General features: G+C 40.9%; 18 protein-coding genes and 1 pseudogene. 4 read left to right on the top strand and 15 right to left on the bottom strand.

The window, feature by feature from the left end; all coding sequences use genetic code 11:
* Positions 1-51 precede the first annotated feature (51 nt).
* The 4 genes from IM319_RS05155 to ccsB all read right to left on the bottom strand — a co-directional run bounded on the left by IM319_RS05155 (position 52) and on the right by ccsB (position 5,040).
* The gene (locus tag IM319_RS05155; RefSeq protein ID WP_287734892.1) at positions 52-1,296 is read right to left on the bottom strand and encodes an ATP-binding protein; all 1,245 of its coding nucleotides are present in this window, start codon (positions 1,294-1,296) and stop codon (positions 52-54) included.
* A 237-nt stretch (positions 1,297-1,533) separates the two neighbouring features.
* On the bottom strand, positions 1,534-2,856 hold the full coding sequence (locus IM319_RS05150) for a serine/threonine protein kinase (RefSeq protein ID WP_287734890.1): 1,323 nt from the start codon (positions 2,854-2,856) through the stop codon (positions 1,534-1,536).
* 55 nt (positions 2,857-2,911) lie between these two features.
* Complete coding sequence (locus IM319_RS05145; protein ID WP_287077385.1) at positions 2,912-3,805, bottom strand: aspartoacylase; 894 nt, start codon at positions 3,803-3,805, stop codon at positions 2,912-2,914.
* A 248-nt stretch (positions 3,806-4,053) separates the two neighbouring features.
* A complete protein-coding gene (gene ccsB, locus IM319_RS05140) occupies positions 4,054-5,040 on the bottom strand; it encodes a c-type cytochrome biogenesis protein CcsB (protein ID WP_046663089.1) in 987 nt (328 codons plus the stop codon).
* Between the two features lie 132 nt (positions 5,041-5,172).
* On the opposite strand from ccsB, the gene ftsH reads away from it, so the two are divergent.
* Positions 5,173-7,137: an ATP-dependent zinc metalloprotease FtsH gene (gene ftsH / locus IM319_RS05135; protein ID WP_287734887.1), complete on the top strand. Its 1,965-nt coding sequence runs from the start codon at positions 5,173-5,175 to the stop codon at positions 7,135-7,137.
* Positions 7,138-7,315: 178 nt separating this feature from the next.
* Here ftsH and IM319_RS05130 read toward each other — a convergent pair whose 3' ends face one another.
* From IM319_RS05130 to IM319_RS05120, 3 genes are all read right to left on the bottom strand, one after another.
* Positions 7,316-9,232: a hypothetical protein gene (locus IM319_RS05130; RefSeq protein ID WP_287734885.1), complete on the bottom strand. Its 1,917-nt coding sequence runs from the start codon at positions 9,230-9,232 to the stop codon at positions 7,316-7,318.
* Positions 9,201-9,554, bottom strand: a complete 354-nt coding sequence (locus IM319_RS05125) for a hypothetical protein (protein WP_287734884.1) — start codon at positions 9,552-9,554, stop codon at positions 9,201-9,203. The genes IM319_RS05130 and IM319_RS05125 overlap by 32 nt, the downstream gene beginning before the upstream one ends.
* Positions 9,555-9,657: 103 nt before the next feature.
* A complete protein-coding gene (locus IM319_RS05120; RefSeq protein WP_287077380.1) occupies positions 9,658-10,209 on the bottom strand; it encodes a thioredoxin family protein in 552 nt (183 codons plus the stop codon).
* A 41-nt stretch (positions 10,210-10,250) separates the two neighbouring features.
* On the opposite strand from IM319_RS05120, the gene IM319_RS05115 reads away from it, so the two are divergent.
* On the top strand, positions 10,251-10,655 hold the full coding sequence (locus tag IM319_RS05115; RefSeq protein ID WP_004163818.1) for an NIL domain-containing protein: 405 nt from the start codon (positions 10,251-10,253) through the stop codon (positions 10,653-10,655).
* Positions 10,656-10,889: 234 nt separating this feature from the next.
* Positions 10,890-12,299, top strand: a complete 1,410-nt coding sequence (locus IM319_RS05110; RefSeq protein WP_287734882.1) for an isochorismate synthase — start codon at positions 10,890-10,892, stop codon at positions 12,297-12,299.
* Between the two features lie 11 nt (positions 12,300-12,310).
* On the opposite strand, the gene IM319_RS05105 is transcribed toward IM319_RS05110, so the two are convergent.
* From IM319_RS05105 to IM319_RS05075, 7 genes are all read right to left on the bottom strand, one after another.
* Positions 12,311-13,687 carry an aldehyde dehydrogenase gene (locus tag IM319_RS05105; protein ID WP_287734880.1) on the bottom strand — a complete coding sequence of 459 codons (1,377 nt, stop codon included), beginning with the start codon at positions 13,685-13,687 and terminating at the stop codon, positions 12,311-12,313.
* 30 nt (positions 13,688-13,717) lie between these two features.
* Positions 13,718-15,196, bottom strand: coding sequence for a hypothetical protein (locus IM319_RS05100; protein WP_287734878.1), 1,479 nt, complete (start codon positions 15,194-15,196; stop codon positions 13,718-13,720).
* Positions 15,197-15,249: 53 nt separating this feature from the next.
* Positions 15,250-16,041: a TIGR03943 family putative permease subunit gene (locus tag IM319_RS05095; protein ID WP_287734876.1), complete on the bottom strand. Its 792-nt coding sequence runs from the start codon at positions 16,039-16,041 to the stop codon at positions 15,250-15,252.
* Between the two features lie 24 nt (positions 16,042-16,065).
* Positions 16,066-17,076, bottom strand: a complete 1,011-nt coding sequence (locus IM319_RS05090) for a permease (RefSeq protein ID WP_286825837.1) — start codon at positions 17,074-17,076, stop codon at positions 16,066-16,068.
* 340 nt (positions 17,077-17,416) lie between these two features.
* Complete coding sequence (larE, locus tag IM319_RS05085) at positions 17,417-18,226, bottom strand: ATP-dependent sacrificial sulfur transferase LarE (RefSeq protein ID WP_287734874.1); 810 nt, start codon at positions 18,224-18,226, stop codon at positions 17,417-17,419.
* Between the two features lie 214 nt (positions 18,227-18,440).
* A complete protein-coding gene (locus IM319_RS05080) occupies positions 18,441-18,701 on the bottom strand; it encodes a type II toxin-antitoxin system RelE family toxin (protein WP_286825839.1) in 261 nt (86 codons plus the stop codon).
* The gene (locus tag IM319_RS05075) at positions 18,702-18,917 is read right to left on the bottom strand and encodes a hypothetical protein (RefSeq protein WP_286825840.1); all 216 of its coding nucleotides are present in this window, start codon (positions 18,915-18,917) and stop codon (positions 18,702-18,704) included. It abuts the gene before it with no gap.
* Positions 18,918-19,150: 233 nt separating this feature from the next.
* On the opposite strand from IM319_RS05075, the gene IM319_RS05070 reads away from it, so the two are divergent.
* Positions 19,151-19,465 (top strand): DUF433 domain-containing protein, encoded by a 315-nt coding sequence (locus IM319_RS05070; RefSeq protein ID WP_286825841.1) that lies wholly within the window; start codon positions 19,151-19,153, stop codon positions 19,463-19,465.
* A gap of 232 nt (positions 19,466-19,697) precedes the next feature.
* Here IM319_RS05070 and IM319_RS05065 read toward each other — a convergent pair.
* A pseudogene (locus IM319_RS05065) lies at positions 19,698-19,988 on the bottom strand (DUF5615 family PIN-like protein); the annotation flags it as partial.
* Positions 19,989-20,128: the final 140 nt, after the last annotated feature.

The following is a 20,128-nucleotide window of genomic DNA, read 5'->3' as shown; positions in this document are numbered from 1 at the left end:
TCCCCCATCCCCCAACCCCCAACCCCCACCGAAAAACTTTTTCAGCAGACCCTACTTATTTAATGCTAATTCCCCTTGCAGAAAATCAATAAATTGTCTAGCAGTTCTTCCCGATCGCCCATTATGTTGGGTTGCCCATTGTTTGGCACGAAATTCTAAGTCTTCTAAGCTAATTTTTAATTTAGCTAAACCTGCTAAATGACGCACTATTTTAAAATATTTTTCTTGATTAGCAGGTTCAAAAGTTAGGGTTAAACCAAAGCGATCACTAAAGGATAATTTTTCTTGTACTGTGTCCCAATTATGCACTTCATCCCCATCTTTTGGTCGGGGTCGATCGGCAAAAAACTCTCTGACTAAATGTCGGCGATTAGAAGTGGCATAAACTACGACATTTTTCGGTCTAGCGGTGATGCTTCCCTCTAAAACAACTTTTAAAGCTTTAAAAGCTTCATCGTCTTCTTCAAAGGATAAATCATCGACAAAGATAATAAATTTTTGTGGCAAATCTCGCAGGATTTCAATAATTAATGGTAGGTCTTTTAATTGCGATTTTGCCACTTCAATTAAGCGCAATCCCTGACTATGATATTTTTGCAATAATCCCTTGACTAAAGAGGATTTTCCTGAACCACGGCTGCCATAGAGTAAGACATTTAAAGCGGGATAACCTGCCAATAAAAACTCAGTGTTTTTAATCAAGGTTTCCTTAGGCATTTCATAACCGACTATTTCTTGAATCTGTACGGGATCGGGATGAGTAATTCCTTGTAATCTGCCTTCTTGCCACCTTAAAGCTTGATAACGGGCAAAAATTCCTGTACCACATTCGCGATAATAATCAGCTAAATCTTCGACTAATTCCGTCCAATCTGAACTGGAATGCAGGAAACTTTCTAATTTATTGTCCACTTCCCAAGCGGGGAAAATTAGAAATTTAATTTGTTCAAAAACTGTCGAACTGCTTAGGCTATAAATGCTAGAGTTATAAAGAGATTGGAGGATAGATAAATCCTGTTTAACGCCATCAATTAAAGATTCGGGTAACTCCCAAACACTTTTTTTCTGTACCTGTTGACTAAAGGGATTATCATCTAATAAAATTTGTTCGACTAGAAAATCATTCCAACTGATATTTTTAGATGCTAAAGCTTGAAAACATTGACCATAAGCTTTGAGAAAATCGGCAACATTATCCGTAGATAATAGGGTAATAAATGCCTGGCCAATAGCATTATTAAAAACCCCTTGATACAAAACTAACAAGCTGACTTTTTTGTAAATTTCAGAGTTCATTTTTAATTCTCCATTAATAACTAACTAATCCGATTTAATAATTGCCGCCTTGTAGCCGAGGGAATGCCAATCAGTTATTATTCTATCAAGATAGGGTGATCTCTGCAAGATTAAGGTTAAAAAGGGAAAAATGCCTACCGACTAATTCCGGGGATTTCTTGAATTGATTCTCAGTTATCTTCATGGTGAGGTGCAAAGTTTTCGTTTTGGGGAGACGGTCGATGATACCCTGTCAGGTTACACATCATCTTGAGGAGAAACGCTATATTTGATAAAATTTAACCAATCTTGGATTTCCTGTCCTAACCAGAGACATTCATCCTCGCGGAGATTCTGACCGATAAGATAATAATTTTTAGCCGTCCGCAGACGAATCTGATAGTTACCTTCTGTGCCGTTGCTATGGAGAAAAATACCCCATAAATCTTGAGTTTTAAAAGCAAATTTTTTGTAGATAAAATTGAAGACTTTATATTTAATTAAAACTTCTTGAGTGGTAAGAATTAATTGCATCTCACGCAAACAAATAAAACCAATTAGAGCTATAATAAAGGTAAGAATTGGGGAGATAAAGATGCTGACAGTAAGGACAATCGCCAAAGACCAGAGAGTAGCTGCATCGGAAGGTAGCTTAATTTTTGGGGGTAAATTAATCTCTAAATTATCCCGGTGTTTAGCAATACGGATGGAACTGTGGGGAGGTTTTGGTAATTTCTTAGGATCGATTAAACTTGATGCTTGGCGATAGTAGGGATGTTGGAGAAATTTCAGAGCTTCTCTGGCACTTTTAAACCGCTTTTCTACCGCTATATCGGTTATAGTTTCTAACCAATCGCTTAAATCATCATCGATTGTCACCAGTTGGCGAAATTGAATTTTAGAGTTGCGGTGGGGCAATTCTATGGGGACAATTCCCGTCAATAAATGAATTAAAGTCATACCTAAGGCATATAAATCAGAACTGGGAACTGCCCGGCCCCAAAATTGTTCTAGGGGTGCATAACCACTCGTCCCCACCACAGTAAAAGTAACTCCTGTTACTGCACCGCGGGACTGGACTGCCCCAAAATCTACTAAATAAACGTTATTTTCTGAGTTAATAATTAAATTACTAGGTTTAATATCTCGATGTAATACTGGGGGCGATAATTCGTGCAAATAAATGAGAATTTCGAGAACTTCTTGGGCAATAGTCCGAATTACCGTAGCGGTGAAACGTTGCCCCCTTTCTAAGCGATCGCTTAGGGATTCTCCTGGTATATAATCTTGTACAAGCACAAACCAAGGAATCCCGTCACCTTGATTTTTATCGAGGGAAAAATAATCGCGATAGCGGGGAATACGGGGATGATGGAGAGAAGCTAAGACGGCTGCCTCCCGTTCAAATAATTTTAATTCTTCCCACTCCATCTGGGGACTAAAAGCGAGGAGTTTAATAATTACTGATTCTTGGGATAATACATCGATAGCTAACCAAGTTTGACGACCGATAGCGGTATTGCCTAGGCGTTGTTGCAGTTGGTAACGTTCAGCTAAAAGAGAATCAGAAGTAAAGGTCATAGTGGCTTTTCCCTTATTTAGACCGGTTTTTTGTCAGGAAAACTGCTGTCTGGTACTAATTAATATCGATTTGTTTTTTTGCTGTCCAACAAAGGGCGATTCCTTTTTCTTTATAGGAAGATTCTCCGACAAAGATAGGATATAATTCAGATTCCCCACGATAGATAATTTCCTGACCATCAAATCCTAGAAAAATCGGTTGATTGGGTTGAATTGCCTGATAATCTCGTTGAAGAATCTCAGGATGTAACATGGCTTTAATTTCACCCTGTTCATCCCTAGGATAATCGATCGAGCCTAAACGTTGGTAAACTATTAGGGATTCGCTGAAAGTATCGAGATGGGCTGCCAGATAATTTTCCTGTTCGATATAGTCTAGGATTTGATAGATAAGTGTTTCGGTTTGACGAAAAAGATAGGGACAGATGACACCATGGTCAATTGGACCGATTTCTAGGGTAAAAGCTAGGGGACAAATTCCTTTCAGAAAATGATTTTCTTCCTCGCTGACGGGATGATAAATTAAGCGCACCTCAGGATTAATTTTAGTCAGATAGGTAAAGAGTTTTAATAGCCAAGGATGGGGGTTAGAATAAATAATCGCCAGCATCATGTTAGATGTGGTGCTGTGAATATCTATTAATAAATCGATGGATTTTTCTCGGATTTCTTTGACTATTTTTTTAGCTCGTTTTTGTTCGTATTGCTGACAATCGGGATTAACTAAATCTTTTTGGTTAAAACAACGATTTAAATCCGTATCGATATATCTAACCCGTTGCTTTAGGGCTAAGGGATTAGCGATGAGACTGTAGGATTGAAAACTGCTGCGAGCAATAAGATTAGGTGAGTTTTGCAGATATTCAACCAAATAAGCGGGAGTTAGTTCATTGCCATGCACACCTGCAATTAAAGCCAGATTTTTAATAGTAGTTTTCTGCTCGATCATTTTTTATAAGTTTTGAGAAGTTGTAATTATTTATGGTTGGCTGAAAAAGTTTGTTGGTGGGGTTAGGAGACAGGAGACAGGGGGCAGGGTTTAGGGTGTTAGGGGTTTAGGGTTTTGGGGTTTTGGGGTTTTGGGGTTTTTAGTTGAAATTCCCTACTTCCCTACTTCCCCATTTCCCCACACCCCACACCCCACACCCTCTTTCAAGTCAGGAGGGGCAGGTTTACCAACCCACCCCTATAACTGATTTAGAAAAACCAACCGTAGGAATGAAGGCCTTTACCTAAAAGATTCACCCCCAAATAACATACCCAAACCACAACAAAACCACTGGCCGCTAGAATAGCTGGTTTTCTGCCCTGCCATCCCCGGGTAATGCGCGCATGGAGATAAGCGGCAAACACTAACCAAGTGATTAGCGCCCAAGTTTCTTTCGGATCCCAACTCCAATAGGAACCCCAAGCTTCATTCGCCCAAACTGCCCCGGCGATGATACCGATAGTGAGAAGGGGAAAACCGAGACCAATGACGCGATAACTGATATTATCGAGGGTTTCCGCCAAGCTGAGACGTTGGGGCGAAAGAGTCGCCATCGCTGTTAAGGTGGGAGTTAAAAGGGCGGTTGGGCCACCGTTAGCCGTTTCCAGGAAAATTGGCGCAGAAAGAGTGGTAGATAACTTATTTTGGAGACGATAGGCTCCCGTACCCACGGAACTGCCTTTTAACTCGATATTTTGACCTCTAGTGACGATCAGAAAAGCGATCGCCATCAGGGAACCCACCATCAAAGCAGCATAACTTAACATCATGACGCTAACGTGCATCATCAACCAATTCGATTTTAAAGCCGGAACCAAGGGCGCCGAAGTTTGCATTTCCCCGGGTAAGGACAAAGTGGCAAAAGCGGTAATCCCCATGGCTACAGGAGTCGTCACCACCCCCACCAGGCGACTGCGGCTAGTGTACTCAGCAATTAAATGAACCGCAGTTACACCCCAAGCGAGAAAGAATAAAGATTCGTAAAGATTGCTAATGGGGAAATAACCCGCTTCTAACCAGCGCGCCCCCAATAAAGCGGCGATACAGAGGTTAGCGATGGCCACTCCCGTGCTGCCTAAGCCGGGCAACAAAGGTATGCTAGGAAAGGCTGCCCCGGCCCAATAAACCAGCATGGTTAAAAACAGGACTAAAAAAGAAGTGTTATCGAGAAAGTTCTCTAAGCTAACTAAATTCATGGGATTTCTCTCGTTTGTCGCTCGCTCGCTACCAAGTATTCCATCCTCTATCCTATCCCATCGGTAAGGCGATCGAGACAGGGAATTGTTAGCATGGACTTTGCATTTTCACTCTCACCCACCCTAAAAATTATGGCTAATCAAGAAGATAATAAATTTTCCTGGTCGCGTTTGCCTCTGTTCGGCAAAATCCTGATCATTTGTTCTGGTGTTGCCGCTTTAGGCTATTTTTTTATCCCTCGTCCCTCAGAATTGTCCAATATTCCCCTCGAACCCTACAGCGAATTTATCAGTAAAGTGGAACGGGGCGACATCAGTAAGGTCAGAATTGGCAATCAAGTCATCTTTTATCAATTAAAAAATCCTTTAGAATCCCTGCCTATTCTGGGTAATCCCCCCGTTAATCCCCCAGAATCAAGTAATCCCTTTCACGGTGATTCTAGTTCTCTGGGCAGCAAAACAAGCAGTAATCTAGTCTCCGGACGAGTTTTTGCCACGATTCCAGTCGATAACCCCCAATTACCCCAACTATTACAGCAAAAAGGCGTAATCTTCGAGGCGATTCCCGTGGCCGCAAACAGTTGGATCACCACTCTCCTCGCTTGGGTGGTTCCTCCCTTAATTTTAGTCGCCGCCATGCAGTTTCTGTTCTATCGCAACGATGACACCCGTAAATCGCTGCTTTTTAACAAAAATCTCGCTAAAGTTTACGGAGACGACGAAAAATATCCGATTACCTTCAGTGATGTGGCCGGGGCCGAGGAAGCAAAAACCGAGTTAAAGGAAATCGTCGAATTTCTCAAGGATGCCGAGCGCTTTAATAAAATTGGGGCGCGTATTCCTAAAGGTGTTCTCTTAGTCGGACCGCCGGGGACGGGAAAAACCCTCTTAGCAAAAGCGGTCGCGGGAGAAGCGGGAGTGACTTTTTTTAGCATTTCGGCCTCGGAATTCGTGGAGTTATTTGTCGGCACTGGGGCAGCCCGGGTGCGGGATCTATTTGCCCAAGCGAAGAAAAATGCCCCTAGCATCATTTTTATTGATGAATTGGACGCGATCGGTAAATCGAGAAGTTCGGGATCGGGAACTAGCGGCAGCAATGATGAGCGCGAGCAGACTTTAAACCAACTTTTGACAGAAATGGACGGTTTTAGCCCCAAAGAAGCCGTCGTCATCGTTTTAGCCGCCACCAATCGCCCAGAGACTCTTGATGCCGCTTTATTGCGTCCGGGGCGCTTTGATCGCCAAGTTCTGGTGGATCGTCCCGATTTAGCGGGAAGATGGGCAATTTTACAAATATACGCCGAACGAGTCCAGATGGGTGAAGATGTTAACCTCAAAGCGATCGCCACCCAAACCCCCGGTTTTGCCGGGGCCGATTTAGCCAATCTCGTCAATGAGGCTGCTCTCTTGGCTGCCCGTAATAATCGGGAAAAAGTCAGTCAAATTGATTTTAAAGAGGCGATAGAAAGAGTTATCGCCGGTTTAGAAAAGAAAAGTCGGGTTTTATCGGAAAAAGAAAAGAAAATCGTCGCTTATCACGAAGTTGGCCATGCTTTAGTCGGTGCAGTTATGCCGGGAGGTGGTCGGGTGGAGAAAATTTCCATCGTTCCCCGGGGTTTATCCGCTTTGGGTTATACCCTGAAAATTCCCACGGAAGACCGTTTTTTGATGACAGAAACCGAATTTAAAGAACAAATTACTATGTTATTGGGCGGTCGGGCAGCCGAAGAATTAATCTTTGGCAGCGTGACTAATGGCGCTTCCGATGATTTACAAAGGGCGACGGATATTGCTGAAAGAATGGTGACAATGTATGGTATGAGTAAATCCCTCGGCCCCCTAGCCTACGATAAAACAGGACAGGCTAATTTTTTAGGTAATAATCAGGGTAGTCCCAGGCGTTCGATCGGGGAAAATACGGCCAAAGCGATCGATGAAGAAGTTAAACAAATTATCGACGCTAGTTACCAAAAAGCCCTAGCAATTCTCAGTCACAACCGCAATTTATTAGAGTCGATTGCCACTAATCTTTTGACCACCGAAGTAATCGAAGGAGAAGAATTGCAAGAATTCTTAAATCAAGCGCAAATGGTCTGATCAATCCTCATAAATAGGGTTTGCTGAAAAAGTTTTTCGTGGGGACAGGGTGTGGGGTGTGGGGTGTGGGGAAGTGGGGAAGTGGGGAAGTGGGGAGAACAAAGCTGCCTTTTGCCTTTTGCCTTTTGCCTCTCCTCATAACTAGGGTCTGCTGAATAAATAGTCGAGAATATCTAACTTAAGGAGAGGGGAGGATCAAAGTATTAGAAAATTGATAATTCCCTGCTTTGACGGTTAATTTGCCCTCTTTCCATCCCAAAGAAACGGGAGAGTCATCTCGACTTAAACTGTTATAAAGGGCGAAATTTTTTGACCAATCGTGCTTTTGACCGTTACGAATTAACATCGGCAGTAGATTGATTTGATTATAGGTAAATTGTAAACTCTGCCCTTGACTGCCTTTAAATAAAACCCTGCCTTGATTAATTTGAGTTAAATTTACTTGACTTTTTTGCTTAAATATGCTCTTGAAATTCTCATAACTACCCTGGGTTGCCGCTTCCCCCACTTCCAGAGCAAAACCCGCATAATTGTTACCTGTGGGTAAAGCTTGGTAGGTATTATCATCGGGATAAGGGGAATTAGGAATCTCGATCATTTCAGGAGAAGAAAGATTTATTAATCTCAGGGCTAACCAAGTTTTTTCTAATTGAATAAACCAGATATTATCATCTTTTTCTACCTTGGCAGTTTTCGTTAATTGCCAGAAAAAAGCTTGATCTGCTGGTCGTAACCAGATTAAAAGATTACGATATTGTCCGATTTCATCCCCGGGATTTTTGCCCGGTTTTACGCCATTTTTGCCAGTGTTAGCCACAAAAAAATCCACACCTTTATGTTGATTAAAGGCCATTAATTTAAATGGGGCCACATCGCCATCGGGGAAAGTTCCCACCAGACTACCCATTTGATAACTAGCCCCGATAAATTGAGTTTCCCAATAACCCGGACTCTGATTATTGCCCGGTTTCCAGTTTTCATACAGGGGTTTACTGGCGAGAATTTCTACCGGTTTATTAAAGTTTTTTCGGGCTAATTCCATCACTGCCAAAGGAGGACGATAACCACTGGTAATTAGATAAAGAGAGTCCAATTCCGGGCGATTATTGGGGACGGGAGTATCACCAAAGTATAGCCAAAAAGTGCGGCCTGCGTGCGATCGCATTACCCCATTACTACCACCATAATCGCGTTTTACAGGGCCACCCCAACCACCGCGATAATATTTAACACTAGCGGCCATAGATAACCAATCTAAGGCCATTTTTGCCCATTGTTTAACTTCCGTATCTTGAGCAAAATCGTAGAGATTGAGATAGGGTGCAAAGGTATGACCGTGATAAACTTCTGAATCCCATTCTCCCATACCGATGTTATATAAAGCTGAAACGTAACGCTTAATTTTACTTTTATAAATTTGACGAGTTGCCTCATTTCCTGTTTCTTCGGCCATCAGATAAACCGATGTTTCGCGCATCGCTCGCAGGTTATCAGTATTGCGACTATCTACCCATAAACCCCGTCTTGTTATACTCCAATCATTACCCGTTCCTTGGCCAGTACCGTGGATAGGATGGGGTCGTTGTAAAGGGTCGGTTTCTGTCCAAATTTTCGCCGCATTATACATTCTCTGACGATAAACTGGATCGAGATATTTTCCGAGAAGAAAATACTTTCTAATTTGTCCTTTCAGGGTAAAAGAAAAATAATAATCTATATAATCAGTGTGGGCCTGTTCCCGTTTTTGTGGGTCATCCTGCTGCAGGAAATCTAGGGCTTTTTGCCGGTTTCCTGCCAAGAAATCAAACATGGCCATAGGATAGGATCTTTTCTCGTTTTCTCCCCACAAATTGCCATAACTTTCTGCCTTAGCAAAATGGTTAATAACTTGCTTGGCCCTTTGTTGAAATTCTGCCTCTAATTCCGGTGTCCAATCGTTAAGATATTGGGGGTTAACTTCGGCAACGGGGAAGGAAGCGATCGAGTTTTGAGAAACAGAATAGAGGGAATTAAAGCCAATAGTAAATAGGGCAATTATTACCGCTAAAATTAGATATTTAATTCTAGATCCAATCGTCATCTTCGGCAAATTCATCGATGTTTCCTTGATTTTCTGGGGACTGAGGTTGATTTTCTTTATCTAATTGTAAAGGAACTGGTTCAGGAGGGATAATTTCTGGTAATAATTCTTCGGGTTTTTGACCATCTACCTCCACCACAATCATTTCTGTGACGGGAAACCAAAGTATGCGGCCTTGATCGTCACAAACCGTCAGCGATCGAGATTTATCTGGAGTCTCGGTTGCGAAGAAATCTCCTAACATTTTGGTGGGTAAAATATTCTTACTTTCACCCCCACTAACTCCTAGTAATATATATTCGTTACCTGTGGTTAAATGTTGGACAATAATCGCCATAGTTAAAAAATTCAGTCAATGAAATGTACTTATTGATAGTTGACTTTTGAATGATAGCTTTCAGCCTTAAGCTTTCCACTGATAACTGATTACTGATTACTGATTACTGCTTAACTTGACTGCCGTGACTGCGAGGATCGGTTTGACTAGCGCCCACAAGAACATTAAAATCAGAAGTCTGTCCGGTAGTGGTGGCATAGGGTAGGGTAGAATTAGTTAAAAGTGCTTCTAAATTAGCAGTTAAAATTGATTTTGGCTGTTCTCCAATCGCTTGGGCAACTGGTTGTCCTTGATTATTTAAAAAGACAAAATGGGGAATACCATCCACGCGATAACGGAGAATTTCCGGCAACCATTTATTATTATCAACGTTGAGCATGACAAAATTAATGGCATTACCGTATTGTTTTTTAATTTCGGCAATTTCAGCGGCCATCGCCTGACAACTGGTACACCAATTAGCATAAAATTCTGTCAGGGTGGGTTTACCATTGCTGAGGGCAAGATCGAAAGGTGTCGCTTTTTCCGCTTGCGCTTCCAAAGATACAGAACTAGCGGTGGTTTGAAACCCCAAGAAAATCGCTACACTAAGAATAACTGCCGTTACTGCCAGCAGCAGATTTCTGATTTTATTGGTGGGTGTGGTGGCTGTCATGGATAGTCTCTCAAAAATTATTCCTATCCTATCCTATCCTCATGAAAAAACGCGTTACTCTCACTTTTCCCAAAAAAGCCGTCCATATGCCCGTTACCTATCGACTGGCGAAGGATTTTAACGTCGCCGCTAATATTATCCGCGCCCAAGTTGCCCCCAATCAAGTGGGAACATTAGTATTAGAATTATCGGGAGATATCGATGAGTTAGAAGCGGCGATCGAATGGTTACAATTACAAAATATTGGCGTTTCCCAAGTTAGTCGCGAAATCGTCATTGATGAAGAAAAATGCGTCGATTGTGGGTTATGTACGGGAGTTTGTCCCACGGAAGCTTTAACCCTTGATCCCGAAAGTTTTCGTCTTAAGTTTTTGCGTTCCCGTTGCGTGGTTTGTGAACAATGTATCCCCACTTGTCCCGTGGCGGCAATTTCCACAAACTTGTAAAGTAGCAGTTATTAAATTAATTTTTTTGCCGATTTAAATAATAGCCATCTCTGGAGATTTTAAGCCTTCATTTGTCTCCAACGCGGTTAATCGTCACAAATATCCCGGTCCCTTTCTACCTAAAGACCCTTTCTCCGATACCATAGTTAAAAAGAGATGTTGACTCTGGCCACATCTGTGGGGATTACATACCATTAATCATGGTTTTTTTGCAAAAAATACAAAAAACTTGACATGACTTCTGCCGTTCCTCGCCTTTCCTATCCTGATAGTCCGATTGCTGATCTTCGCGGCCTCTATAACTTTATCCTCAACCCGCAACTGTTAGCCGCAGAAAAGGGAAATCCGTCGATCGTCAGTTTTTGTCAAAAAATTTCCCCCGTTGATCCCCTAGAAATTCTCTCTCGGATTGCCTCTAGCTATCCCACCCATTGTTATTGGGAAAATCCCCAACGAGAAACCGCTTTTCTCGGCTACGGCATCGCCTTTGCTGCCACTTTCCACGGCAAACAACGTTTTTTAAAAGCTCAAAAATTTATTGAAAACTGTCAACAAAGAATTATCAAAATTGATAACTATAGCGAGATTACTCCCCGCATCTTTTGTAGTTTCACTTTTTTCGACTCGGAAAGAGCTACCCCCTTTCCCTCAGCTACCCTAACCCTGCCTAAGTTTCAAATTATCAAAAAACAGTCGGAATATTTTTTCCTTACCAATCTCCTAATCACCAGCGAAAAAGAAATAGAAAACTGCCTCGAAGAAACTATCAACAACCTCAAAATTATCCAAAATAACTCGAGCAATTGCCGACAAAATCCCCACCAGGCTCCCTGTAGTTACTATATTCATCCTACCTATAATTTTCAAGCGGCTGTTGCCGATGCACTCCAATCTATCCACGCCCAAAATTTTAGCAAAATTGTCCTCGCTCACGCTCTTGACGTGATTTCTCCCCGTCCTTTTCATCTGGTAAACTGTCTCGATAATTTGCGTCAGCGTCATCCCGATTGCTACACTTTTTCCCTCGGCAATGGACGGGGAGATCATTTTATCGGCGCTAGTCCCGAACGCTTGTTAACTGTCCATCAGGGGCAATTAATCACCGATGCTTTAGCGGGATCCGCCCCCCGGGGAGAAAATGCGATCGAAGATGCTCTCTTGGCCAATAAACTCCTCGCTAGTGAAAAAGAACAACGGGAACATCGGGCTGTTAGTGACTTTATTAACCAAAAACTGCGACAAATTGGCTTAAATCCGCAAAATTCTCCCTCTAGATTGTTAAAACTCTCCAATATTCAACATCTCTGGACTCCTATCCATGCCAAACTAAAACCCTCCATCCATCCCCTCGAAATTGTTGCCCAACTACACCCCACTCCTGCTGTCGCAGGGGTTCCCACGGAGATCGCTTTAGCACAAATTCGTCATTATGAAACCTTCGATCGCTCTCTTTATGCCGCTCCTTTGGGTTGGATTGATTGTCAAAATAATAGTGAGTTTATTGTTGGTATTCGTTCGGCCTTAATTGAAGGCGATCGAGCGCGATTATACGCTGGTGCGGGTATTGTTGCCGGTTCCGATCCAGAAAAAGAACTAGCAGAAATTCAGCTTAAATTTCAAGCTCTCTTAAAAGCTTTAACTTAAACTTTAGCTTTTTACCGAACTAATAACTTAAATAAGTCTAATTTACCCTTAAAAGGCGGATATTTTAAAGCGGGATTGAACCAAAGAGGTGTTTTCATAATGGCTTTTTGGTGACTAAAATTCTCAAAGGAAAAACGACCATGATAGCTACCAATACCGCTATTTCCTCGACCACCAAAGGGTAAACTAGGATTAGTAAAATGAAAACTATTGTTGTTAATACAACCTCCCCCAAACTGGACTGATTCTAACCATTTCTTTTCGGTCTTTGCCTTGGTAGTAAACAGATAAAAAGCTAGAGGGTTAGGATTTTTAGCAATAATTGCTAAAGCTTCCTCAAAAGTGCTAAAGGCAATGATCGGTAAAATTGGACCGAATATTTCCCCTTGCATAATAGGAGCATCGAGGGAAACATTAGTTAATAAAGTTGGTTGAATATATAAATTTTCTCGATCGGTTTTGCCTCCAAAAACAATCTCACCATCTTGGAGAAAGTCAATCAGGCGATCAAATTGTTTCTCATTAATGATCTTACCATAATCAGCACTTAATCTCGCATCTTCACCGAAAAAATTAACAATAGTATTAGCTAATTCTTTGATAAAATTCTCCTGCTGGGATTGATGTACTAAAACATAATCAGCTGCGATACACATTTGACCAGAATTAGAGAATTTTGTCACGGCAATGCGACGGGTTGCCACGGAAATATTAGCATCAGCTTCGATAACACAGGGACTTTTTCCCCCTAATTCTAGAGTAACAGGAATTAACTTTGCTGCCGCTAGTTGATAAATAATTTTTCCTACCCTTGTACTGCCAGTAAAAAATATATGATCAAAGGTAAAACTGTCTAACATATTCGGAATTACTTCCGCACCATCTCCCAGGACAATTAACACATATTCTTCAGGGAATATTTCTTGAATTATTTTAACTACTAATTTTTCCGTCGCTGAGGCAAATTCACTCGGTTTTAATACCGCACAGTTACCGGCAGCAATGGCACCGACTAAAGGCACTAATAACAATTGGAGGGGATAATTCCAAGCACCAATAATTAAAACCACTCCTAAAGGTTCCCGAATAATCTGACTGGAGGATGGGAAATTTAAGAGATTAGTTTTAACAGTTTTGGGTTGCATCCATGAGCGCAAATTTTTTAAAGCGGTATTAATTTCCACCAAAAGAAAGCCATTTTCAGTAATCCAACAATCTTCGGGACTTTTCTTTAAATCGCTATATAAAGCTTGATATATCTCTGCTTCATATTTAATGATTGCCTGTTTTAACTTCTCTAACTGCTGACGACGGAATTGATAGGAACGAGTTGCACCACTGGCAAAATACTGACGCAATTTGGCTAATTTTTCTGAGTTTGACAGCATCGAAATAATTCCTAACTTAATGATGAAATTCTACGGCATCCACTGGGGACGAATTCCCGCTAGAGGTAATTCAATTAAATCAGATTTACTTGCTTTTACTCCATCTTGTAGGGGAGGAATTAACATCCACAAACGACCACCGATAATTGTTTCTCCTGAATCGGTAGTCAAGGGATTAGTCGGATTGGTATCATAACTGGTGCGAAGTTGATCAAAAATAATTGCTAAACCATCGGGAGATAAACTAATGTGAATATCACGATAATCAGCTAATTCCAGTAGGGGAGTCACTTGACCGGTCTTCACATCTATTTTAGCAAAATAGGGTTTTTCTTTGTACTCTTGACTGTTAGTAACTAACTCGGTTAACAAACAATACAAATCACTACCGGTGGCATTAAATTGACAATCTATAATCGAACCTTGTAGATTGAGTAAGCGTTTTTGTAATCCTTGATTATTGACATAAAAAAGCGATCGAATATAACGCATTTTGGCATTATCCGTATTAAAATTCACCATTGCTGCGGCCGTACCATCGGCAGAAAAATTCAAAATTCGCCCAAATTTTGGTAAAAAATCTAGGGGTTTTGTTTCGGTTTTTAAAGGCAAAAGCGCAATTCCTTCCCCCTGGGTGACAGCCAAAGTTTTACTATCAGGTGCAATCAAAAATTCTCCGCCTTGGATGTTTAATTGTTGGGGGTTTTCCCCCGGTTTAACTGTCCATAAATCGAAGTTAATCGGATTGCGGCGCTCAATTCTCTGCACGACAATAGTTTCCCCATCTTTAGCTAAATCAAAGTGATTATTTTGATAATCTTTATTGTCTAGCACTAACTCAATTTTTAGAGGCGATTGACTGCTATCAACTTGGTAAAGCTGCAGTTCACGAATTCCCTCTATCCCCCGATTTTTCGCCACGGCCGAAAAGAGGATTTTTTTACCATCAGGATAGAATTCAAAAGCCATAACGGTCAAATTTGCGGGGGTTAAGAGGGTTTTCTTCTCCTCGGTCAAGTTATAAAAAATTAATCTTCCCTGTTCTTCCCCATTAGTGCCAATATAGGCAAAAGCACGATCGCGACTTTTAAATTCTCTTTCAAAGATTGCCAGGGTTTGTCCTAATCGATTACCGCTGCGAAATTGTTCCCGCGCACCTTCAATTTGCAGATGATATTTTTCTCCGTAGGGAATGGGAGAAGTGAGAGTATAAGCTAATCGTCTTCCGGCCCAACTAAACTTACCCAGCAGCGGAGGATCGATAACTAGATTTTTTTCCACACTAGCATGATCCATGGGGCGATCAAAAGTGATAATAAATGCTTGATCTTCCGAGCCAATTTCTCGATTTTCCCAGCTAAATTCCTTGACCCTTGGACCGGTTTGTAAAAGACATTGATTACCACAGCTATTACCTAACCAAATTAAGCCACCAATTACTAAGGTTAGCGATACAATTAATGTTATCGCTAATTTATCAATCGGTTGTAGTTGTAAGGTCTTGATCATTATAGTAGATGGTTAGAAACAACTGATAACTGATAACTGATAACTGATAACTGTTAATATCCGTAGGGATCCACAGGAGTGGGTATAGATTTCACGGATTTAGCCTTAATTACTAATTGTCTTCTGGTGGTTGATTTTCCCACCTCTACGGGTAAGGATTCCGTGGCCATTTCTCCGGTGATTTCTAACCAAGTATCATTGGGATATTGACTGCGACTTCCTGATAGTTTCACCGGCAACCCCACGGGATAAGCATCTACGGCACAACAGGTAAGAATAAAGCGACTAATTAATAAATAATTATCGGGTAATTGGGGCAATTGCACCACAAAACCTGTGACTTTTACCGGTTGTCCTGTGTAAGCATCAGGTTCAGGATAAGCATTCAAAGTTCTTACCCATTCAATTAAACTTTTTTCCTCCGGTTTAACGGTAGTGCCAAAGGATTGAGTTTGCACGCGAGTTAGGGGTAAAGATTCACTAATTCCCCTCTGTAATGCGATTTGACTGCTGAGGGGCTGCGGGGCGATAAATAGACCTAAAAGGGCAGTTATTACTAATAAACCTGAGCCAAAATGTTGAGGGAGAATGGTAATATGCGATCGATTATCATTACTATCTAAATTCATCTTTTTTTGCCACTGTTTTAACAATGTCCAAAGCTTGACTATTCCCAGAAAAAATAAAGCAATACTGGTGATAAGAACCAGAAGAAAATAATTAGGATGAATTAGTAAATTTAACCGTCCAGTTATCCAGTATTTAAATAGTAACGAACCCCAACCGATTAGGGCAATAATATCGATAAATTGGGGGGCGATTATTTTTAGACGTGATGAATTCATGGGAAAAACTATCCGGGTACTGACCTAAAATAAATAACTGTGAGCCAAGGTGAGTAAAAAAGTCATTTGCGCTGCTAAAGCAAAGAGATAAATTAACATTCTCGGTTTAAAAATAGACAACATTAAACCAATCCCTTTTAGGTCAATCATTGGACCGAACACTAGAAAAGCCAGCAGGGAACTACTGGTAAAACTAGAGGCAAAAGAGAGGGCAAAAAAAGAATCAACCGTGGAACAAATTGAAACAATTACTGCTAACAGCATCATGGCCAAGATCGAAGTAATTGGATCCTGACCCAAATTAAGAACAAATTCCCGGGGAACAAATACCTGTAAACCGGCCGCTATAGCACTTCCTAAGATTAACACTCCTCCTAATTCCCGTAATTCCATCACCACGTTTTCCAGAAAAGTTAACCAGCGCCTTTTCATCGGGATAGCTTGCACTGCTGGTAGGACAGCAGTAGCGGCAAAACTTTCATCTAAGCGCAAAGTTTGCCCAGAATTACCGATCAGAAAAGAACCGGATTGTAGTAGTAGTGGGATAGATTCTTTTTCCGGTATTTGCGGTTGCCAATTGAGACTTTTTGCCAAAGAGGTTTGTAGGAGCGGTCGGGGATCTTTTTGGATACTAAAGATAATACCGATAACCGTAGCGATGAACAAAGAAAAGATAACTCGATAGAAAACAATTTCCGGTTGATCGCGAAAAGCTACCCAAGTGGACCAGATAACAATCGGGTTAATTGTCGGCGCTGCTAACAGAAAACTAACCGCTACTGCATTCGGCATTCCTTGCACAAGTAAACGTCGCGCCACAGGTACATTGCCACACTCGCAGACGGGAAACAAAAAACCAATACATCCCCCCACAAATGCTCCTAAAACAGCATTTCGAGGCATCAGAGCAACTAAGCGACGTTCATCGACAAATATCAAAAGAATACTAGAGAGAATCACCCCTAGCAGCAAAAAAGGCATAGCTTCCACCAACAGGCTCAGGAATAGGGTAAAGGCATTTTGTAGTTGACTCATCTATCCTCGCCTTGGGAATTAGAGGTTTAGGGATAAAGACTTAGGAACCCTAGAAAAAGGTTCATCAGTCCGCTCCCTGGCTTTTTAACATTTTTTTAATATATCCGATCGAGTGACCAGTTATCAGTTATCAGTGACCAGTTATCCGTTATCCGTTATCCGTTATCCGTTATCCGTTACAGCCTTTCTCGTCAAGATGAAGTATAACCCAATTTGGTATTGACGACCGACGACCGACTCCCCAAAACGAAAACTTCGTACCTCACCATTAAGATAACTGTTAGAGCAGATTTGAGTTTTCAGTCCACTGATTACTGATTACTGATTACTGATTACTGATCTAGAGGACTCGATTAAGCTTGCCGCTTTGATAACCTTCTAGATCGAGGCTGACATAGATAAAGCCTAATTTTTGCAGATCAGCGACTAATTCGCTTAAATTTGTCCGATTAATAAAGTCGGGAATTTCTGCTGCTGGTAATTCAATCCGTGCCGTATCGCCGCTCGATCGCACCCGTAGTTGACGATAACCTAATTTTCGCAGATAAATCTCCGCCCGTCCGACTCTTTGCAATTTCTCCAGGCTAATTTCCTCCCCGTAGGGAAAACGGGAACTTAAACAGGGTTGCGCCGGTTTATCCCACCAAGGTAAATTTAAGTAACGAGATAGTTGACGAACTTCGCTTTTTGTGATAGCAATTTCCGCCAAGGGTGAACGAGCGCCGCGCTCCCTGGCTGCTTGAATCCCGGGACGATAATCCCTTAAATCATCAGCATTAACGCCATCGATGACGTAGGCATAACCACGAGCGAGTGCAAGGGGTTTGAGGGTGTCATGTAGCTCACTTTTGCAGAAATAACAGCGATTAACGGGATTACTGGTGTAATTGGGGTTATTCATTTCCTCGGTTTCCACCAATTCGTGCCGAATACCGATATAATCGGCTTGAGCGATCGCTTCTTCCAATTCTTCCGGCAGTAGGGAAGGGGAAACCGCCGTAATTGCCAATGCTTGACTCCCTAGCAGATCATAGGCCACTTTTGCCACTAGGGTACTATCCACGCCCCCAGAATAGGCAATCAGAGCCTTTTCGCTGGTTTTTAAGAGGTTTTGTAATTGTCCGAGTTTATCAAGTAATTGACTGTCCATGGCGGCGATTTTGGCAACTGGTTTAGGGAGACCGTTTTTTATTATATGTCGTGCCGTAATTAATCAGGGCTATCGATCGATTTATATTTCCATAATTTCGTCAATAATTGGGCTGTCTTTGGCAATTTTTACTAGAAAATAATCTCGCTATTCTAAGGATGGACGGTTAAAATGTGTCTTAGGTTATTGCTGATCCCATTATTTTAGTAAGTATTTAGTCATAAACTTCACTTCTATGACCTACTCTAATAATAATAATTATCCTACTCTCTCGATCAAATTCATAAATAACCCGATAATCTCCTACTCTTAATTTATAAAACCCTGACCATTCTCTCGTAAGAGGTAGGGGGGTTATCTGTTCAAAGTTGATGGCTAACCATTCAATTTTATTAAGAATCCTCAGTCTGATAAGATCAGTGATCAAATCTAAATCAGTTATCGACTCTGGTTCAAACGTAACAGAATAGCTCATTTAAGGTTCTATCCCATATCTTTTATCCACCTCAGCTGCGGGAATAGTCGGTCTTCCTTGTAATCTTTTTTGTTGGATTTCTAATAACTTTTGTTTAAAAGATTCTTTAACTTGTTTTCCCTCATCTGGATCACCAAAGTATTCATCCAGAGTATCATCTACTGTATTACGGATTAAACTTTGTAACTCTTGGCTAGTCATGTCTTTTATCTGCATATTTTCTCTAATTAAAAAATAGAAACATACTCAAGAAACATTATAACAAATTGCCGAGGAAACGTAAAGGACAGGGAATATAGAGTCCATTTGGTATCTTTCCCAAAATCATTACCCAGTATGGATTAGAGCGAATTAGCCAAAATACCTGTAATTCTTACCCGTGAAGCGTCACAAGAGAGATACCAAATAGGTTCTATAATTTAAATGCGTTTTAGCTTAACCCTCTCTACATGACAACAACTCTCACAGACTATAAATATATTGCAATTGATCATCGGGGAGTACCAATAATTGCGGGTTCTACCCTGAAAGTGATTGAGCTAGTTATGGCACAAATAGCTTACGGTTGGACTCCAGCAGAAATTCACATTAACCATCGTGATTTAAGCATGAGTCAAATTCACTCAGCATTAGCTTACTATTGGGAACATAGAGAAGAATTAGATCAAGCTATCCAAGCTGATTTAGAATTTGCCCAAAAAATGCGGGAAAAAGCCGGAGATTCTCCCTTTGTTACCCGACTTAAAGCACAGGCAATAAAGTAGTGAATCTCAAACTTTATCAAGAGTGATTTTTACCCAAGATAGCGATTTTTAAATAGAAGCTAGTAGTCGTCAAACAGAAGGAATTGAATTTATAGGGATTGGGGACTGTATTAGAGATTTAGAATTAATTGCCAAACTGGGAAAAAGTGAAGAATTTATCAATATAAGACAATATTTACCCCTTTAATTTTTGTTGATGATAAAATTTAGCTTAATTCAAATGATCCCCAGATTAGGATAAAGCGATGATACCAAGATTTTGATCTCCCTCAAAAGATAAAATAGCTTCGTAGTTATCTCTTAACAATGATTCTATAGTTTTAGTAGAGCAATTTCCCAAACGAATCCAAATTACTTTAGGCGGAAAGCCTTTAAGAATTAGTAATTCATTAAAATCAGAATCTTTAGTAACAATAATATAGTCTTGTATTTTAGCGATTTCCCAGACATAATAATCAGATTCTTGGTCTAATCCCAGCAAGTAAAGATGATTAGAATCGGGATAAATATCAACTAATAGACTAACTAGGGTCTGCTGAAAAAGTTATTGAAAAGCACAGGTCTCTTAATCAATGATTTCACTTAGCTACAAGCATAAGCTTTAGTTGTTGATTAATCTCTAAGTCATAACTTATTGTCATCATTGACCCAGAAAAAGTGCGG

The organism is Microcystis sp. M113S1, assembly GCF_020246945.1.
GTDB lineage: Bacteria > Cyanobacteriota > Cyanobacteriia > Cyanobacteriales > Microcystaceae > Microcystis.
This window is presented reverse-complemented; position numbering and strand designations above follow the sequence as displayed.

Coding starts and splice junctions, on each gene's coding strand:
- IM319_RS05155 (WP_287734892.1), bottom strand. CDS start 1,296: ATGAACTCTGAAATTTACAAAAAAGTCAGCTTGTTAGTTTTGTATCAA.
- IM319_RS05150 (WP_287734890.1), bottom strand. CDS start 2,856: ATGACCTTTACTTCTGATTCTCTTTTAGCTGAACGTTACCAACTGCAA.
- IM319_RS05145 (WP_287077385.1), bottom strand. CDS start 3,805: ATGATCGAGCAGAAAACTACTATTAAAAATCTGGCTTTAATTGCAGGT.
- ccsB (WP_046663089.1), bottom strand. CDS start 5,040: ATGAATTTAGTTAGCTTAGAGAACTTTCTCGATAACACTTCTTTTTTA.
- ftsH (WP_287734887.1), top strand. CDS start 5,173: ATGGCTAATCAAGAAGATAATAAATTTTCCTGGTCGCGTTTGCCTCTG.
- IM319_RS05130 (WP_287734885.1), bottom strand. CDS start 9,232: ATGAATTTGCCGAAGATGACGATTGGATCTAGAATTAAATATCTAATT.
- IM319_RS05125 (WP_287734884.1), bottom strand. CDS start 9,554: ATGGCGATTATTGTCCAACATTTAACCACAGGTAACGAATATATATTA.
- IM319_RS05120 (WP_287077380.1), bottom strand. CDS start 10,209: ATGACAGCCACCACACCCACCAATAAAATCAGAAATCTGCTGCTGGCA.
- IM319_RS05115 (WP_004163818.1), top strand. CDS start 10,251: ATGAAAAAACGCGTTACTCTCACTTTTCCCAAAAAAGCCGTCCATATG.
- IM319_RS05110 (WP_287734882.1), top strand. CDS start 10,890: ATGACTTCTGCCGTTCCTCGCCTTTCCTATCCTGATAGTCCGATTGCT.
- IM319_RS05105 (WP_287734880.1), bottom strand. CDS start 13,687: ATGCTGTCAAACTCAGAAAAATTAGCCAAATTGCGTCAGTATTTTGCC.
- IM319_RS05100 (WP_287734878.1), bottom strand. CDS start 15,196: ATGATCAAGACCTTACAACTACAACCGATTGATAAATTAGCGATAACA.
- IM319_RS05095 (WP_287734876.1), bottom strand. CDS start 16,041: ATGAATTCATCACGTCTAAAAATAATCGCCCCCCAATTTATCGATATT.
- IM319_RS05090 (WP_286825837.1), bottom strand. CDS start 17,076: ATGAGTCAACTACAAAATGCCTTTACCCTATTCCTGAGCCTGTTGGTG.
- larE (WP_287734874.1), bottom strand. CDS start 18,226: ATGGACAGTCAATTACTTGATAAACTCGGACAATTACAAAACCTCTTA.
- IM319_RS05080 (WP_286825839.1), bottom strand. CDS start 18,701: ATGAGCTATTCTGTTACGTTTGAACCAGAGTCGATAACTGATTTAGAT.
- IM319_RS05075 (WP_286825840.1), bottom strand. CDS start 18,917: ATGCAGATAAAAGACATGACTAGCCAAGAGTTACAAAGTTTAATCCGT.
- IM319_RS05070 (WP_286825841.1), top strand. CDS start 19,151: ATGACAACAACTCTCACAGACTATAAATATATTGCAATTGATCATCGG.